Genomic DNA, 15,513 nt, shown 5'->3' with positions numbered 1-15,513 from the left:
GGCTGTATCACAAGTTAGAAGGAGAAAAATATTATGACACTTGTCACCACATTGACGGCCATTGCGGTCGCGTTTATCATTTCAATACTATTGGGATTTGTTATTATTCCAGCCCTTAGGAGATTGAAGTTTGGACAGAGTATCCGGGAGGAAGGCCCTAAAACCCATCAGAAAAAGGCTGGTACACCTACGATGGGCGGGCTTATTTTTATCGGATCAATCATCATTTCGACGCTCGCCCTTTCATACATATATGGCGTGCTGACGACACAGACGATTGTCTTGTTGCTCGTTTTTGTAGGTTTTGGCATCATCGGTTTTCTAGATGACTTTATTATAGTCGTTTTGAAAAGGAATCTTGGGCTCACTTCTATTCAAAAGCTGATTGGCCAAATTATCGTTGCAGTTGCTGCATTCTTCCTATTGAAGTTAGGACCATTCGATACTGCGGTACAAATACCATTCACAGAATTTGAAATTGAACTGGGTGTTTTCTATGTTGCATTCCTTATTTTTTGGCTTGTAGGATTTTCCAATGCAGTAAATCTATCTGATGGACTGGATGGACTTGTTGCGGGGACATCATCTATCGCCTTTGCTGCTTTTGGCGTGCATGCCCTTATATACGGCCAACATGATATTGCAGTCTTTGCGTTTGTGGTTACAGGAGCAATGCTTGGTTTTTTAGTTTTCAATGTCAAGCCAGCCAAAGTATTCATGGGGGACACGGGATCCTTGGCACTAGGTGGGGCACTCGCGATGATGTCAGTTTTAATTAAACAGGAATTCCTACTTGTCATCATTGGAATTGTTTATGTCATTGAAACGCTTTCCGTTATTATCCAAGTCATAAGTTTCAAAACGACGGGTAAACGGGTATTTAAAATGAGTCCCATTCACCACCATTTTGAATTATCAGGTTGGTCCGAATGGAAAATTGTTATTGTTTTTTGGGGAGTCGCGTTTTTGGCGGCAATAGTCCCTGTCTTGTTGGAGGTGATGTAAGTGAAAAATGCTAATCAGTTTAACGGAATGAAAATACTTGTTCTTGGCCTTGCGAAAAGTGGTTGTGCTGCATCAGCGCTTTTGCATGCAGCTGGTGCCCATGTAACGGTTAATGATTCATCACCAGAAGTGGGCAATGAAGAGGCGGCAGAGCTTCGTTTGAAAGGAATCCGAGTTATATGTGGTGGTCATCCTGCCGATATTCTTGACGCGGGATATGACATTATTGTGAAGAATCCAGGAATCCCTTATAGTAATTCAGTAGTTGTGGAAGCAATCGGAAAAGGAATTCCGGTGTGGACAGAAATTGAACTTGCTTACAGGATAAGTGAAGCACCGATTGTGGGGATTACAGGGTCAAACGGTAAAACGACAACAACAACGTTGCTGTACCATATGCTTAATATTGGTAGCAAGCACCCACTTATTGCGGGAAATATTGGGACGGTCGCTTGCACGGTTGCCGAAAAGGCTACGGAAGAAGACATTATCGTCCTAGAGGCATCATCCTTCCAATTAATGGGGATAGATACATTCCGACCCAAAATCGCTATATGGACGAATTTGTATGATGCACATCTCGATTATCATGGAACTTCTGAAGCGTATGCGATTGCAAAATACGGCATCACCAAAAATCAAACGGTAGAAGATTACTTTATATACAATGATGATCAGCCGAAGCTTCGACAGCATGCGGCTTGTTCATCTGCTGTGAAAGTCCCTTTTTCTTTAACTGGCATGAAAGAAACCGGTATATCCGCCGATGATGAGAAAATATACTGGAATGGGGAACCTTATGTATTGCGATCCGTCATCAAGTTGCCGGGCCAACATAATCTCGAAAATATACTTGCTGCAACTGCGGCTGCAATCCTTTTAGGGTGTGACAAAAAAGCAATTGAGAGCGTGCTAAGTTCCTTTACTGGTGTTCGACATCGCATGCAATTCGTTAAAGAATTAAAAGGCCGGAAGTTTTATAATGACTCAAAAGCAACGAATACACTGGCTACGAAAAGTGCGTTAGCTGCGTTTGACATACCGACTATTCTAATTGCCGGTGGGTTGGATCGAGGACAGTCATTTGAAGAGTTACGGCCTCATATGAGCGATGTAAAAGCTGTCATCGCTGTCGGAGAAACAGCCGAGGATTTTTCAAAATTCGCAGCGTCATGCGGCGTCAAAATTATTATGGCGGCTGAAGATATGAAGGAAGCTGTGCAAAAATCCTATCCGCTTACTGTAGCGGGGGATATTATCCTGCTATCACCCGCCTGTGCTAGTTGGGATCAGTACCCAAGTTTCGAAGCCAGGGGCGATCAATTTATCAATGCAGTAATGGAACTGTAAGTATTAATGGGGATATTTAGCTGCTGGAGATTGTTCAGTGTGTGTTTGGGTACTCAGTGTGTGGTACCAGCTGCTGCCACAATTTGAAGGGCACAAACGGTCTCGGTAACTGGTACCATGCATTTTTCTCTATGTAAACTGAGCGAAGAAGCCTAACGGAGGCATCCCCTAGCGCCACAGTGAAATCAATGAGTTCTGTATTTCAACTTATATAGTTATTTACTTGATTCAGCAAATTTGCGGAAGGATGCGTTCACTGGAAGCTAAGTTGAAAACGTCATTTATCGTTTCTGCCGTAGCCTTATCATTCATCGGATTGGCTTTTGTCCATTCCGCCGGTTCATATTGGGGGGCGGTCCATTATGCCGACTCCTCGCCGTTTATCGTGAAACAAGCAATTTATATGGCAGTGTCAATCGGCATTGCACTTGTAATTATGAAAAGTCCTCTTACATCCAGTCCGAAAACATGGACGTTTGTTTATTGGATGACGATCCTGTTACTCGTTGCTGTCCTTATTCCGGGTGTTGGCGCAGTGAGGAATGGATCTCAAAGTTGGATTGCACTTGGCTCGTTTAGTATTCAACCAGCTGAGTTCGTTAAAGTCGCACTCATTGGGAAACTGGCGTGCAGTATGAATGAAATCCAAGGAAAAGGAATTTTCCGGTTTAGCCACTTCGGATTGATCCTGCTACCTGCTGCTCTAATCATGTTACAACCCGATCTTGGTTCCGCGGTTATTATGATTGTCTCGGCGTTCGTTATTCTGTTCATTGCAGGCTACCCGCTAAAATTTTTCGCATTTCTTGGTTTCGCTGGAATAGGTGCTTTTGTTGCACTGATTGCCGCGGCGCCTTACAGGTTGGATCGTATCAAATCTTATATCGACCCATGGAGCGACCCGCTTGGTAAGGGCTTCCAAGGAATTCAGTCGTTGTTTGCGATTGCGCCCGGAGGATTGGTTGGTCATGGATACGGTAATAGCCGTCAGAAGTATCTTTATTTGCCTGAACCCCAAAATGACTTCATTTTTTCGATTATCGCGGAAGAATCGGGATTCATTGGGGCGACGTTGGTGTTGTTGCTATTTGCTGTATTGTTGGCATCAACTTTCGGAATTGCAATCAGAACGAAAGAACGACATTCATTTCTGATGGTTGCAGGCATGGGTTCGATGATCATTTTTCAAACGTTCTTGAATGTCGGCGTTGTATCAGGGCTTTTGCCTGTAACGGGTGTCACATTGCCTTTTATAAGCTATGGAGGCTCATCACTGATGACGACGTGGATAGCGGCTGGGACCATCATGCATTTTACAATGGGTAGAAAAACGAGTTGATAGAGGAGGGGCAAAATGGACAAAGTCATTGACATCGAGGAGCGAATTCCATCATTGCGGGAAAAACGTCGCAGAAAAACGAATAAAAAATTCCTGTTCATGTTGACTGTTTTTGTTGTTGCGCTCCTAGCTATCCTTTATTTCCAATCACCTCTTAGTAAGCTTGAGACGATTAAGGTTAGCGGTGCAGTTCTCCATGAGCAGGCATTTTATGAAGAACAAAGTGGTTTAACAATAGACAACTCACTTTGGAGCTTCAGCACCGGTGACATCGAAGAAGCGCTGGAGAAAATCGAAGGCGTACAAAAGGTGTCAGTGTCACGGGAATGGTTTAGGAATATTGAAATCGTAATTACCGAATGGAAGACGGTTGCCTATCTTGAAGACGGTGGACAATATAGTTTACTGTTAGAAAGTGGGGAAACATTCCCAACTGGCATGTTGTTGCCTGAGGCTGAATCGCCTATTTTGAATAATTTCAAGAATCCAGATACGCGGAAGCGGATAACAGCACAGTTGCTGAAAATGGACGACACTGTCTATCACTTGATTTCAGAAATTATTGTTGCAGAGGATGAAGAGGATTCAGATAGTATTACGGTCTATATGGACGATGGATTCGAGGTCCGCGCATTCATCTCAACGTTCGCAGAAAAAATGGCTTATTATCCTGATGTAACAGCACAATTGAACAGCTATGAAAAAGGCATAATAGACATGGAAGTAGGGACGTTTTTCACTCCTTTTAGTAAGGTATATGGGTTAATAGAGGAGGAGGAGGAGCCGATTGACGAAGAAGGTGAATGAAGCATACAAAAAGAGGGGAAGAAATATTCTTTTTTCGATTGTCTTTCTAGTACTGGGCTTCATCCTCGCATTTTCATATCGAACCCTCGGCATAAATCAGGAGATCGATAGTACTAGGTCGCCTGCATTTAACAAGGAAGAGGATTACCGGGAAGGACTAATCATTCAGCAGGAACGAAATAAGGAACTGACCGATGAAATCGCCGCCAAGCAGGAAGAGATACGTGAGTATGAACGTTCTTTCTCCATGGGGGAGAAGGATCATGCAAGCCTCGTTGATGAGGCGAAAAATCTTCGCTTGCTGCTTGGTGTAATCCCTGCTATCGGACAAGGTGTTAAGGTTACTTTGAAAGATGCCGACTATGATCCCGTTGAACAGAACCCGAACGATTATATTGTTCATGAAAGTCATATTCTTCGGGTCGTCAATGAATTAAGGATTTCCGGAGCGCAAGGATTAGCGATAAATGGACACCGAATCACATCAAACACGTATATAAAATGCACAGGGCCAGTCATTATGGTTGATGGAAGAACTTATCCGGCACCATTTGTTATAGAAGCCATTGGTGATATGAACGTCCTTTCATCAGCTTTACATTTAAAAGGTGGTGTGATCGATAGCCTTATTCGGGATAATATCGTGGTCACTACGGAACAATCAAAGGATATCAGATTGTCGGCTTTGCGCAATGAGAGTTGAGTATTAGTGTAGGGGGGTGGACGGATGAGAAAAACAATACACTGGAGATTCACAATGATCTTGCTCCTTGTCGGGTTTATGACAGCCGTCCAATTCAATTCGATGAAAAACCCAAAAGAACGAGATACGAGGGACATTTGGGCAATCCGTCAAGACTTGGCGAGCGAAAAGCGATTCCACTCTGAATTACTTTCTGAAATACGTGAGTTGGACAAGACAATACTTACATACAAATCGTTAAATATAGAAAACACGGGAAGGGCTCTAACTCAAACAGTGGACAAGCTCTATCGGCAAGCGGGTGTTACTGACGTTGAAGGGCCGGGGATTATTATCAAAGTTCGGCCATCTGCTGAAAGTGTAGCCTTAGGTTTGCCCATCACCGGAATATCTCCAGATCTACTCACACGTTTTGTCAATGAGTTGAATCGTTTTAAAAGCATCATTTTCGAAATTGATGGCAAACGATATTCGATATTGAGCTCCATCAGAGATATTAATGGAATGACGACTGTAAATGGCTTGAATGTTTCAACACCGCCTTTTTCTATGAAAATCATTTCCCCGACCTATGCAGATAGTGAGAAAATATACAATTATTTAGTAGCCTCGGCGATTCATGATGACTTTTATCTGGATGATTTAATTCTTGAAGTTGGGGAACCAGAAATGGCGGTGGAAATCCGCGGTTATCCGGAAAGGTTGGAAAATCAGTTTTTAGAGGAATTGCCGAAAGGGGAATGACTTATGTGGTTACCATTACTTGGTCTTGTACTCGGAATCTCGCTGGGTCTATTATCAGACATTCAAATTCCACAGGTATATGACAATTACTTATCGATTGCTGTACTCGCTGCCCTTGATACGCTATTTGGGGGCATCAGGGCTCATTTACAGCAAGTATACGATGATAAGGTGTTTATATCCGGATTCTTCTTCAACATAGCACTCGCGGCCGCACTGGCCTTTTTGGGGGTGCATCTAGGAGTAGATTTATATCTTGCGGCAATTTTCGCATTTGGCGTTAGGTTATTCCAAAATATCGCTGTTATTAGAAGAATTCTGCTTGTTAAATGGACAGAGCGGGGTAAAGTTACCAACACAAATGCACATTAATGAAGGGGTTTGAATAACAGATGTCGAAAATATTTAGACAATGCACTCCCAATGCAATAGAATGGGAGTTAAGAGTTGATTTGGGAGGTGCCAGTAATTGAGCCAATCAGAATTATATGTATCACTTGATATAGGTTCTTCGTCGGTTAAAGTGTTAGTAGGTGAAGTGGATGGCGGATCCTTGCACGTAATCGGAGTTGGCAATGTTCAATCTGCGGGAATCCGGAAAGGGACAATCATCGATATTGATGCAACTGTCCAATCTATCCGAAAAGCGGTTGAGCAGGCTGAGAGAATGATTGGGATGCAAATCCGCGAAGTCATTCTGGGCATTCCTGCAAATGGCGTTTTGTTACAGGACGTCAAAGGAGTTGTAGCAGTTAACTCGGAAAATCGTGAAATTACCGATGATGACCTCGATCGGGTTATGAAATCTGCACAAGTCATGTCAGTTCCGCCTGATCGAGAAATCGTTAATATCATTCCGAAACAATTCATCGTTGACGATTATGATGAAATAACGGATCCACGAGGAATGATTGGTGTCCGTCTCGAAATGGACGGAACGCTTATCACTACATCAAAAACACTTATTCATAATATACTACGCTGCGTGGAGCGAGCAGGTCTTGTGATTCGAGAAATCTATTTGCAACCGCTGGCTGCGGGTACGTTTGCCCTGACGAATGATGAAAAGAATCACGGCAGTGCATTTATCGATATCGGAGGAGGTTCCACTACAGTCTCCATTTTTGGCGAAAACCGATTCATGGCGACAGCGGTCATACCGGTAGGTGGGGATCATATTACAAAAGATCTTTCAATTATATTGAAAACGCCAACTGAACAGGCAAGGAAAATTAAGCACCAGTATGGACATGCTTTTTCAGATGATGCATCGGATGATGAATTTTTTGAAGTACCTGTCATCGGTGCTGATTCAAAAGATCAATACAGCCAAAGATACATATCGGAAATTATCGGTGTTCGGCTTGAAGAACTTTTTGATCTTGTACTGGAAGAGTTGTACCGCATGGGCGTGCATGATCTACCAGGCGGAGTCGTATTGACCGGTGGTATAACGAAGATGGATGGTCTCCTACAACTAGCAAGACATGTGTTGAAAACTAGGGTCCGTATCCATACACCGGAGTATATCGGGGTAAGAGAACCGATGTATTCAACTGCGGTAGGTCTTATACGCTATGCACATATGCAAGATTCTTATTTTGGCCATGTCCCAGAATCAGCGACAGTTTCGGCTTCTGATAATCATACGCCGGCTCCGGTCAACAAGAAAAAGTCAGTAGACCGGAACAAAGAAAAGAAACCTGGTATTTTAGATAAAGCAAAGAAAGTCTTTGACAATTTTTTCGAATGAGTCAATAAACAATTGTATGAAATGGACTAGGAGGAGAGACGATGCTAGAATTTGATACTAATGTTGACGCGTTAGCAGTCATCAAAGTAATTGGTGTAGGCGGCGGCGGTAATAATGCTGTAAATAGAATGATTGAACATGGTGTGCAAGGTGTGGAGTTTATCGCGGTGAATACTGATGCACAGGCATTAAACCTATCTACGGCTGAAGTGAAATTACAGATTGGTGGTAAATTGACACGCGGACTTGGAGCAGGTGCGAATCCGGAAGTTGGTAAAAAAGCTGCTGAAGAAAGCAGAGAACAAATCGAAGAAGCATTGCGTGGATCTGATATGGTATTTGTTACTGCAGGAATGGGCGGTGGAACAGGTACTGGGGCTGCTCCGGTCATCGCACAAATTGCGAAAGATCTGGGTGCACTGACTGTTGGGGTTGTAACTAGACCATTCACTTTTGAAGGACGGAAACGTCAGACACAGGCCATTGGTGGTATAACATCTATGAAAGAATCTGTGGATACTCTTATCGTTATACCTAATGATAAATTGCTTGAAATCGTAGATAAAAATACGCCGATGCTAGAAGCTTTCCGTGAAGCTGATAATGTACTACGTCAAGGGGTTCAAGGTATTTCCGACTTGATCGCGGTTCCTGGACTTATCAACTTGGACTTTGCCGACGTTAAGACAATCATGTCTAATAAAGGCTCAGCTCTTATGGGAATCGGGATGTCGACGGGAGAAAATCGTGCGGCTGAAGCGGCGAAAAAAGCTATTTCAAGCCCACTTCTCGAAACGTCAATCGACGGTGCAAAAGGTGTACTTATGAATATCACAGGTGGTTCAAACTTGAGTCTATTCGAAGTGCAAGAAGCTGCAGATATCGTTGCTTCAGCTTCAGATGAAGATGTGAATATGATCTTCGGTTCTGTCATCAATGACAACTTGAAGGATGAAATTATCGTAACAGTCATTGCAACAGGCTTCAGTGAAGAACAGCTTACCGTAGCACGTCCTGCAAGAAGCCCTGGCTTCGGTGCTAGTCGTCCACAAACGCGTGAGCAGCAACCGCCAACACAACAGCCTGCGACGCGAGAGCGTAGCAGAGAGGAAGCGCCACAGTTCCAACAACCGGAACCGACACGCCAACCTCAAAGTAGTCAACAGGATGATACGCTCGATATTCCGACGTTTTTACGCAATCGTCGTCGTTAATAATGAAAAATCAAAAGCTTTCCAGAAAGTGCAATCGCACTTTCTGGAAAGCTTTTTTACGTTAGGTTCGGTATGAGGTGGGTTATGTGATGGCTGAGCGATCATATAACGTGCCAACCGATCAAAAAGCGTGGCTGAGCGATCATATAACGTGCCGACCGATCATAAAGCATGACGGACCAATCATATAACGTGCCAACCGATCAAAAAGCCTGGCTGACCAATCATATAACCCAACCGACCGATCATATCTTCTCACCCAACCAACTAAATTATCCAAAACCCAAAATCGAATCCTGTCGATTTTTTTTTTTTGCCTGCCCCTAGTTCCGACAAACATTTTACGGTATAGGTGCTATCGTTGTTGTCAGGGAGGGCGGCTTATGTACGGGGAAATAATTGTCGGAGTGAATATGCTATTCAATTATGCAATTCTTTCATTCGCCAACAAAGTAGGAAACGTACAAGCCGCTCGCGGACGTCTATTGTTCGCCTCTTTTGCGGGAGCAGTGCCTGTCGTTATCTTTTCATCATCGGTGAGTGTTGTGGTTTTATCTTTTATTTGCATGACCATTTGCGCTTTTGGAAAGAATTTTGAGCTGTGGAAAAAATCCGCAACAATGGTTTTGATAGGGGCGGTTTTTGCTGGTGGTTTACTAACGGCTTTTCAATACCGCATCCATATGGCCGGTTCATCGTTTACAGTTCTTATCTATGCAGTTGTCGCATACGTCTCCCTTTATTTCATGAAAAAAAAGTGGCTTGATGTTAGAACTGCACGCCATGTATCTGCGCTTCGGGCTTCTTCCGTACTCTCGATTTGGGATGCAGATGTTGAGGTTGATGTATTTATCGATTCGGGGAACGGTTGCACGGAGCCATTGTCTGGTTCGCCTGTCCATTTTGTATCGTTAAAGGTGCTGGAAAACCATATACCAGAAGATTTGATGAAGCCTTTGCTTGCTTGGAATCCCCAGGGGACACCTTCAATGTCGGGGTTTCCTGATGGCTATCACAAACAAATACGGTTGATTCGATTAATAACGGTACAAGGACAGTCTTGGGCAGTTGGCTTTCGTTTTAAACAATGGGTTTTAGAAGGAAATAGCGCGCTGCAACCTGGTTATATTGTAGTGACAAAAAATGACCGCCGTTATCCGGACGGCGCGGGAGCAATTTTGCATGTATCCGCAATGGAGTCATTAAATGGAGAGAGGGGAACTGCTTATGCTGTATAAATTTAGAAAATGGATGTCGATAATCACCAGCTTTTTTAAACGGAAAAGCGGCACATATTATATCGGAGGTCATGAGTCCCTTCCAAAGCCGTTGACTCGGGAAGAAGAAGCAATAACAATCAAAGCATTTATGGAAGGTGATATGAATGCGCGTGACAGGTTAATTGAAAAAAATCTTCGTCTCGTTGTTTACATTGCACGTCGTTTTGACAACACAAATACACATATCGAAGACCTCATCAGCATAGGTGCTATCGGACTTATAAAGGCAATCGAAACATTTAAGACCGATAAAAATATTAAGTTAGCCACTTATGCATCTCGCTGTATTGAAAATGAAATTCTAATGCATCTTCGAAAAACAAACAAGACGCGATCTGAGATTTCATTTGATGAACCGTTAAATTCAGATGCGGATGGCAATGAATTACTGTTATCGGATATTCTTGGCACAGATGAGCATATTATCATCGATGATGTCGAAAGAAAAATTGAACGTCAGCATATGATTGAAGCGATTACGAGTCTCGATGAACGAGAACGCTATATTATGGAATGCCGTTTCGGTTTGACAGGACAAGAGGAAATGACGCAGAAAGAAGTGGCGGAACTGCTTGGAATTTCTCAATCCTATATTTCTCGGCTCGAAAAGAAAATCATCTCAGAACTGCGTGAAAGCTTGAATCATCCGATTGCATAATGGGTGAAATTGGCGATGCGAATTCCCGCATATTCTGGACGACTGCGGACAGACTATCTTGTACAGTCATCTACAGAATGCGGAGGAAGAGCGAATGGTGCGTACAAGAGTTGAAATTTGTGGAATAGATACGTCCGAATTGCCGTTACTCACAAACGACGTGATGAAAGCAACGTTTATCAGGTTACAGAGCGGAGATCATTCAGCCAGAGAAGAGCTAGTCATTGGCAATTTGCGACTCGTCCTCAGTCTAGTCCAAAGATTCGCATACAGGGGGGAACAAGCGGATGATTTATTTCAAGTCGGCTGTATCGGCTTGCTTAAATCAATTGATAACTTCGATTTGAAACATAATGTCCGATTTTCAACATACGCAGTCCCGATGATTATCGGAGAAATTAAAAGACATCTGCGTGATCATCATTCAATACGGGTATCGAGATCGCTTCGAGATACCGCATATAAAGCAATAAGGGCGAAAGAGCAGTTCATTAATGATAATCAAAGAGAACCGCGAATATCGGATTTGTCTGAAGCGACAGGTATACCTGCTGACGACATTCTGTTTGCACTTGATGCAATTCAAGATCCCATGTCTCTTCATGAGCCTATGAATGGTGACGGCGGTGATCCAGTGTTCATGATGGATCAGATACAAGACAAAACGGTTTCAGAAGAACGGTGGCTGACGTATGTATCAGTAAAAGAAACAGTATCTACTATGGATGAAAGACAGCAATCAATCCTTTCAAAACGGTTTTATTTGGGACAAACGCAGACCGAAATTGCCAAGGAACTCGGCATTTCACAAGCCCAAATTTCCCGATTGGAGAAGAGTGCAGTTCAAACCATTCGGGAAGGAATGGAACAATAATGATAAATGTAACGCAATGCGCTAACTGCATTGCGTTTTTTCTTGCGCCTATGTGCATATATTCATTGTAAGGAGGGATTTTATGAGGTTTTCAGAAATTCAAAAAAAAGAAGTTATCGACGCTACTAAGGGGACACTCCTTGGATTCGTCCAGGATGCAACAATTGACACTGTAACTGGAAAAGTTGAATCCTTACATGTCGGCGGTGGAGAACGGAACAGTTTTTTTGATACAAAAGACAAGGATACCAAACGAGTCAATCTTAAAGAGATTACAACAATCGGTAAAGATATTGTGCTTGTGGGCAAAAAGAATGCAGAAAAATGATTCATTATTGATATGTTCAGCCTAGGTTGGTACAATGAAGAGAAAGATTAAGGAAAAGTAGTGATGAAAATGGGGAATCTACAACAACGAATACAAAAAGTCGAACAAGATATACAAGCAACTTGTGACCGCATAGGTCGAAACAGATCTGAAATTACGGTCGTTGCTGTTACGAAGGAAGTTTCGACAGCAAGAACGTCTTCAGTGCTGGAGGAACATATCCGACATCTTGGTGAAAATCGTCCTGAAGGCCTTCTAGGGAAACAGGAAACGATACAAAGTGGTGCCATTTGGCATTTCATAGGTAATGTTCAAAGCAGAAAAGTGAAAGAAATTATCAATCGAATTGACTATTTACATTCCGTTGATCGAATGAGTTTGGTTAAAGAAATCCATAAACGTGCCAACCATGTTGTTGATTGTTTCATTCAAGTAAATGTTTCAGGTGAATCAAGTAAATCAGGCGTAACGCCAGCTGAACTTGATAGCTTCGTTGAAGAAGTGGCGGCTTATAATCAAGTTCGAATTATAGGTTTAATGACAATGGCTCCATTCACAAAGGATACGGATAAGATACGTTCTGTATTCCGTTCATTAAGGGAACTTCGAGATGGGATCTCAGCGAAAACTTTGCCACACGCGCCTTGTACTCAATTGTCCATGGGAATGTCAAATGATTTCATTATCGCTATTGAAGAAGGTGCAACCCATGTAAGAATCGGGTCAGCACTTGTCGGAGCAGAAAGCGAGGGAGACGTATGAGCATTAAAAACAAGTTTGAGAAATGGTTTTACCTGGACGATGAAGAAAAAGAAGTACAAGAACAGCCACGCCGGGAAGAACAGCGCCCTGCGCAGGAACAGCCACGTAGCAGGGCACCAATGAGGAAGCAAATAGCTGGCGAACCACAACAATCAGCAACGGTTGTCAGCTTGCAAAGTGTTCAGAAGTCTTCTAAAGTCATACTAATTGAGCCACGAGTCTATGCGGAGGCGCAAGATATTTCTGAGCACTTGAAAAATAAACGGGCAGTTGTTGTGAATTTGCAACGAATTGAGCGTGATCAAGGAATTCGAATTGTCGATTTTTTAAGCGGTACTGTTTATGCGCTTGGTGGAGACATACAGCGAATTGGAACGGATATTTTCCTTTGCGTGCCGGAAAATGTGGAGGTTGCTGGTGCAATTTCCGATTACTTTGAACGATAGAAATTGAATGAGGTGTACCAAACAGAATGGAAAATATTTTAGAGTTAATTAAAGAAGGCATTTTAGGAGCAATATCTATATACTCAATACTTCTTATTATCTATATACTAATGTCATGGGTACCTGCTTCGCGTGAGACGAAATTTGGTATAATGCTTGGAAAGATTACCGAGCCATATTTAGGGTTTTTCAGAAAATTCATTCCGCCTCTTGGAATGATTGATATTTCACCAATCGTTGGCATATTCGCGTTGAGGTTTATCTCAAGTGGTGTTGAAGCAATATTTGATTTGGTTTTATAAATGATTATGTTGTCCTCACTTATGTGAGGATTTTTCTATAAGGAGCCTGTGAAATGGAAACAATACTGCAGCATTTCAGAAAAGATGAACAGCCTTTCATCGAAATGTCGATTGGCTGGATACGTGAAGTGGAGGATACTTATTCTCCTAAATTAACGGGGTTTCTGGATCCTAGGCAACAGCGCATTGTAGAATCATTAGCGGGTGGTTCGATGCTGTTGGTCGGATTGTACGGAGCTTTTCCAGAAGCGGAAAGAAAAAGAGTTCTTATCTATCCAGATTATTTTGTGCCGGAACCAGCGGATTATCGAATAGCTATGTTTGATGTGAAGTATGCTTCTAAGTTTTTAAAACTGGATCATAAGGACATCCTAGGTTCGATGATGTCTTTAGGCATCGACCGTTCGAAATTCGGAGACATCCGAGTGGTTAATGATGAAGTACAGTTTGCGGTCGCGGATGAGTTAAAGGATTATATGAAGGCTAATTTTTTATCAATAGGGAAAGCGAAAGTCACGGTTGAAGAAAGTAATCGTCCGGAAGACTGGATAGTCACGACAGATACATGGACTGAGGAAATGCATATCGTCAGTTCATTACGACTCGATGTAGTAACCGCGGCATTAGTTACTATTCCCCGTCAAAAAGCGGCATCACTTGTGCACGGGGAAAAAGTGAAAGTGAATTGGGCTGTTAGGGATCAGCCTGCATTCGAACTTCAAGAATCAGATATGTTATCAATTAGAGGTTCGGGGCGTTTTAAAGTGATTGCAATTGAAGGAAGAACGCGTAAAGATAAGATTCGGCTCATTGTTGGGAAATTAGAATGACTTTCCCCGCATTAACTGGCAGGCCGACTAAAATCGCCACGTCCTGTGGCAAGGTCGGCATTAGTACATCCTGTACGTCATAAGCCCCCTGTATTAAGTTTTAACCTCAGCATGGAAACGTAAGTGGGGGGCAACTGCCCGTAAAAGCCCGATTGGTTCGGGCTAAAAGGATGTTTGTCACTCAGATGTTGCCGCAGGACGCGGCGTTCGTAATCTGAGTTCCTTAACAATCAATGGAATGGAACTTCTCCATTGATTGAAGTTTCACTTTATCAGATAATAGTTTGAAAAAGAACTGTTATCTGAAGTCCTAACATGTATAATAGAGAATGAATAAGTTAAAGGGGAGATGCTTTAAATGGCTTTATCACCACTTGATATACATAATAAAGAATTTGCCAATAAGTTTCGTGGATATGATGAGGATGAAGTAAATGAGTTTTTGGAACAAATCATGAAAGACTTTGAAAATATTATTGAGGAAAATAAAACATTAAAAAGCAATTTGAAACAATCGGAAGCTCAAGTCTCCCATTTTAACTCAATAGAACAAACGCTTCAAAAATCAATTCTTATCGCACAGGAAGCCGCTGAAGACGTTCGTCGCAACTCTATGAAAGAATCGAAACTGATTGTCAGGGAAGCGGAAAAAAATGCGGACCGGATTGTTAATGAGGCACTTTCCCGCGCACGTAGAATTTCTGTGGAAATTGAAGATCTTAAGAAACAGTCTAAGGTTTTCCGTACACGTTTCAAAATGCTCATTGAAGCGCAACTTGATCTGATTCAGTCAGATGATTGGGATGTTTTACTTGAGTATGAAATCGATGCGGAGCGTTTAGAAATGGCAGCCGACCTGGATTCGTAAGGAAACTTGACTTTGGTCTTAATTCACACATATACTTATAGGCATATATTTAGAACAGGCGATGAAAGAGAAAGTACCTTCCAAATCTGAGAACAGCGAGCCGGGGGTGGTGGAAGCCCGGTCAACGGATTGGAAATGAAAATCACTCTTGAGCCGGATTGCGGAATGATTTACGTAATCCCGGAAACACCCCGTTATGGTGTCTGAGTGGTAGCAAATTCGTTTGCTACAAGTAGGGTGGTAACGCGAG

At 42.5% G+C, this 15,513-nt stretch carries 18 protein-coding genes and 1 other annotated feature (1 of these 19 only partly in view); all 18 genes read left to right on the top strand.

Going from position 1 to position 15,513, the window contains the following annotated elements:
* The first annotated feature begins 33 nt into the window (after positions 1–33).
* The 18 genes from mraY to I2484_RS00920 all read left to right on the top strand — a co-directional run bounded on the left by mraY (position 34) and on the right by I2484_RS00920 (position 15,263).
* Positions 34–1,005, top strand: a complete 972-nt coding sequence (gene mraY / locus I2484_RS01005; RefSeq protein ID WP_207149152.1) for a phospho-N-acetylmuramoyl-pentapeptide-transferase — start codon at positions 34–36, stop codon at positions 1,003–1,005.
* Positions 1,006–2,355: a UDP-N-acetylmuramoyl-L-alanine--D-glutamate ligase gene (gene murD / locus I2484_RS01000; RefSeq protein ID WP_207149151.1), complete on the top strand. Its 1,350-nt coding sequence runs from the start codon at positions 1,006–1,008 to the stop codon at positions 2,353–2,355.
* Positions 2,356–2,602: 247 nt separating this feature from the next.
* Positions 2,603–3,694 (top strand): putative lipid II flippase FtsW, encoded by a 1,092-nt coding sequence (ftsW, locus tag I2484_RS00995; protein WP_207149150.1) that lies wholly within the window; start codon positions 2,603–2,605, stop codon positions 3,692–3,694.
* Between the two features lie 15 nt (positions 3,695–3,709).
* The gene (locus I2484_RS00990) at positions 3,710–4,501 is read left to right on the top strand and encodes a cell division protein FtsQ/DivIB (protein ID WP_207149149.1); all 792 of its coding nucleotides are present in this window, start codon (positions 3,710–3,712) and stop codon (positions 4,499–4,501) included.
* Positions 4,482–5,204, top strand: coding sequence for a DUF881 domain-containing protein (locus I2484_RS00985; protein ID WP_207149148.1), 723 nt, complete (start codon positions 4,482–4,484; stop codon positions 5,202–5,204). Before I2484_RS00990 ends, I2484_RS00985 begins: the two co-directional genes overlap by 20 nt.
* A gap of 24 nt (positions 5,205–5,228) precedes the next feature.
* Positions 5,229–5,948 carry a DUF881 domain-containing protein gene (locus I2484_RS00980; protein ID WP_207149147.1) on the top strand — a complete coding sequence of 240 codons (720 nt, stop codon included), beginning with the start codon at positions 5,229–5,231 and terminating at the stop codon, positions 5,946–5,948.
* A 3-nt stretch (positions 5,949–5,951) separates the two neighbouring features.
* Positions 5,952–6,320 carry a small basic family protein gene (locus I2484_RS00975; protein ID WP_207149146.1) on the top strand — a complete coding sequence of 123 codons (369 nt, stop codon included), beginning with the start codon at positions 5,952–5,954 and terminating at the stop codon, positions 6,318–6,320.
* A gap of 97 nt (positions 6,321–6,417) precedes the next feature.
* Entirely contained in the window at positions 6,418–7,701 is a 1,284-nt protein-coding gene (ftsA, locus tag I2484_RS00970; protein ID WP_207149145.1) for a cell division protein FtsA, read from the top strand.
* A gap of 41 nt (positions 7,702–7,742) precedes the next feature.
* Entirely contained in the window at positions 7,743–8,915 is a 1,173-nt protein-coding gene (ftsZ, locus tag I2484_RS00965; protein WP_207149144.1) for a cell division protein FtsZ, read from the top strand.
* A 383-nt stretch (positions 8,916–9,298) separates the two neighbouring features.
* Positions 9,299–10,153: a sigma-E processing peptidase SpoIIGA gene (locus tag I2484_RS00960; protein ID WP_207149143.1), complete on the top strand. Its 855-nt coding sequence runs from the start codon at positions 9,299–9,301 to the stop codon at positions 10,151–10,153.
* A complete protein-coding gene (sigE, locus tag I2484_RS00955) occupies positions 10,143–10,853 on the top strand; it encodes an RNA polymerase sporulation sigma factor SigE (protein ID WP_207149142.1) in 711 nt (236 codons plus the stop codon). The genes I2484_RS00960 and sigE overlap by 11 nt, the downstream gene beginning before the upstream one ends.
* Before the next feature lie 94 nt (positions 10,854–10,947).
* On the top strand, positions 10,948–11,727 hold the full coding sequence (gene sigG, locus I2484_RS00950) for an RNA polymerase sporulation sigma factor SigG (RefSeq protein WP_207149141.1): 780 nt from the start codon (positions 10,948–10,950) through the stop codon (positions 11,725–11,727).
* An 82-nt stretch (positions 11,728–11,809) separates the two neighbouring features.
* The gene (locus I2484_RS00945; protein WP_207149140.1) at positions 11,810–12,055 is read left to right on the top strand and encodes a PRC-barrel domain-containing protein; all 246 of its coding nucleotides are present in this window, start codon (positions 11,810–11,812) and stop codon (positions 12,053–12,055) included.
* 69 nt (positions 12,056–12,124) lie between these two features.
* On the top strand, positions 12,125–12,817 hold the full coding sequence (locus I2484_RS00940; protein WP_207149139.1) for a YggS family pyridoxal phosphate-dependent enzyme: 693 nt from the start codon (positions 12,125–12,127) through the stop codon (positions 12,815–12,817).
* Positions 12,814–13,263 carry a cell division protein SepF gene (locus I2484_RS00935; RefSeq protein WP_207149138.1) on the top strand — a complete coding sequence of 150 codons (450 nt, stop codon included), beginning with the start codon at positions 12,814–12,816 and terminating at the stop codon, positions 13,261–13,263. Before I2484_RS00940 ends, I2484_RS00935 begins: the two co-directional genes overlap by 4 nt.
* A 26-nt stretch (positions 13,264–13,289) precedes the next feature.
* On the top strand, positions 13,290–13,565 hold the full coding sequence (locus I2484_RS00930; protein ID WP_207149137.1) for a YggT family protein: 276 nt from the start codon (positions 13,290–13,292) through the stop codon (positions 13,563–13,565).
* 53 nt (positions 13,566–13,618) lie between these two features.
* Complete coding sequence (locus I2484_RS00925; protein ID WP_207149136.1) at positions 13,619–14,395, top strand: YlmH family RNA-binding protein; 777 nt, start codon at positions 13,619–13,621, stop codon at positions 14,393–14,395.
* Positions 14,396–14,753: 358 nt separating this feature from the next.
* The gene (locus tag I2484_RS00920; protein WP_207149135.1) at positions 14,754–15,263 is read left to right on the top strand and encodes a DivIVA domain-containing protein; all 510 of its coding nucleotides are present in this window, start codon (positions 14,754–14,756) and stop codon (positions 15,261–15,263) included.
* Between the two features lie 52 nt (positions 15,264–15,315).
* Positions 15,316–15,513: a binding site (T-box leader), on the top strand (it continues 20 nt past the right edge of the window).

Origin of the sequence: Sporosarcina sp. E16_8, assembly GCF_017347095.1 — a bacterium.
Lineage (GTDB): Bacteria > Bacillota > Bacilli > Bacillales_A > Planococcaceae > Sporosarcina.
This window is presented reverse-complemented; position numbering and strand designations above follow the sequence as displayed.

Bases quoted from the DNA above. Each gene is read 5' to 3' on its own strand.
- I2484_RS00980 (WP_207149147.1), top strand. From the start codon at position 5,229: ATGAGAAAAACAATACACTGGAGATTCACAATGATCTTGCTCCTTGTC.
- I2484_RS00935 (WP_207149138.1), top strand. From the start codon at position 12,814: ATGAGCATTAAAAACAAGTTTGAGAAATGGTTTTACCTGGACGATGAA.
- I2484_RS00960 (WP_207149143.1), top strand. From the start codon at position 9,299: ATGTACGGGGAAATAATTGTCGGAGTGAATATGCTATTCAATTATGCA.
- sigG (WP_207149141.1), top strand. From the start codon at position 10,948: ATGGTGCGTACAAGAGTTGAAATTTGTGGAATAGATACGTCCGAATTG.
- sigE (WP_207149142.1), top strand. From the start codon at position 10,143: ATGCTGTATAAATTTAGAAAATGGATGTCGATAATCACCAGCTTTTTT.
- mraY (WP_207149152.1), top strand. From the start codon at position 34: ATGACACTTGTCACCACATTGACGGCCATTGCGGTCGCGTTTATCATT.
- I2484_RS00925 (WP_207149136.1), top strand. From the start codon at position 13,619: ATGGAAACAATACTGCAGCATTTCAGAAAAGATGAACAGCCTTTCATC.
- I2484_RS00990 (WP_207149149.1), top strand. From the start codon at position 3,710: ATGGACAAAGTCATTGACATCGAGGAGCGAATTCCATCATTGCGGGAA.
- ftsW (WP_207149150.1), top strand. From the start codon at position 2,603: ATGCGTTCACTGGAAGCTAAGTTGAAAACGTCATTTATCGTTTCTGCC.
- I2484_RS00940 (WP_207149139.1), top strand. From the start codon at position 12,125: ATGGGGAATCTACAACAACGAATACAAAAAGTCGAACAAGATATACAA.
- I2484_RS00920 (WP_207149135.1), top strand. From the start codon at position 14,754: ATGGCTTTATCACCACTTGATATACATAATAAAGAATTTGCCAATAAG.
- I2484_RS00975 (WP_207149146.1), top strand. From the start codon at position 5,952: ATGTGGTTACCATTACTTGGTCTTGTACTCGGAATCTCGCTGGGTCTA.
- I2484_RS00930 (WP_207149137.1), top strand. From the start codon at position 13,290: ATGGAAAATATTTTAGAGTTAATTAAAGAAGGCATTTTAGGAGCAATA.
- I2484_RS00945 (WP_207149140.1), top strand. From the start codon at position 11,810: ATGAGGTTTTCAGAAATTCAAAAAAAAGAAGTTATCGACGCTACTAAG.
- ftsZ (WP_207149144.1), top strand. From the start codon at position 7,743: ATGCTAGAATTTGATACTAATGTTGACGCGTTAGCAGTCATCAAAGTA.